At 74.7% G+C, this 1,118-nt stretch carries 1 protein-coding gene; it reads left to right on the top strand.

The annotated features are described in order from the left end of the window. Positions 1 to 1,118: SulP family inorganic anion transporter (locus AB0G28_RS49340; RefSeq protein WP_361106670.1), on the top strand; the 1,118-nt coding region annotated here is incomplete at both ends.

Genomic DNA, 1,118 nt, shown 5'->3' with positions numbered 1-1,118 from the left:
GCCGTCGTCCTGGCACCGATCGTGGCCGCCCACGGGACGTCGTCGGTGGCGCTGGTCTCCATCCTCGGCGGTGTGGTCGTGCTCGTCGCGGGCGCGGCGCGGCTGGGCCGGCTGGTCGGTTACCTGCCCTGGCCCGTCGTCGAAGGCTTCACCCTCGGCATCGCCTGCATCATCTTCCTCCAGCAGATCCCCGCCGCCGTCGGGACGACCGCGCCGGCAGGCCGGAACCCGCTGCTCGGCGCCGCAACCGCACTCGCCCACGCCGGAAGTGCGGCCGCCTGGACCGTGGCGACGGTCGCCGTCGTGGCCGTGACCATGCTCGTCCTGCCGAAGCTGCACCGCGGAATTCCCGCATCCCTGGTGGCGGTGACCGTGGCGACCATCGGCGCGGAGATCGCACACGCTCCCGTCCCCCGCATCGGGAACCTGCCGAGCAGCCTCGTCCCCACGTTGCCGCACTTCAGCTTCAGCGTGGTCCACGACCTCGCCGGGGCGGTCGTCGCCGTGGCCGCACTGGCGGCCATCGAATCCCTGCTGTCCGCCCGGGTCGCCGCGACGATGACCCGCGGCGGCCCGCCGGTGGGCCCCACCCGCCCGGACCGCGAACTCGTCGGCCAGGGCCTGGCCTCGATCGTCAGCGGCCTGTTCGGCGGGATGCCCGCGACCGGCGCGATCGCCCGCACCGCCGTCAACGTCCGCTCCGGGGCGCGCACGCGGCTCGCCGCCATCGTGCACGCCCTGGTGATCCTCGCGGTGATCTACGCCGCCACCGGGCTCGTCTCCCGCATCCCCCTCTCCGCCCTCGCCGGCGTCCTGCTCGTCACCAGCCTGCGCATGGTGCCGCTCGCCACGATCCGCGAAGTCGTCCGCGCCAGCCGCTCCAGCGCGGCCACCTTCGCCGTGACCGCGCTCGTCACCGTCGCGGCCGACCTCATCCTCGCGGTCGAGATCGGCCTCCTCGCCGCCGCGTTCTTCGCGCTGCGCCACCTCGCCCGCGCCGCCCGGGCCCGGCGCGACACCCTCCCCGGCCCGGCCGCCGACGGCGACGAACACATCGCCGTGTTCCGCTTCGAAGGCGCCATGTTCTGGGGCGCTTCGGACCGGGTCGTGACCGAGAT

The sequence above is a fragment of the Amycolatopsis sp. NPDC021455 genome (assembly GCF_040640995.1).
Taxonomy (GTDB): domain Bacteria; phylum Actinomycetota; class Actinomycetes; order Mycobacteriales; family Pseudonocardiaceae; genus Amycolatopsis.
Note: the sequence above shows the minus strand (reverse complement) of the source record. Positions and strands in the feature narration are given on the sequence as shown.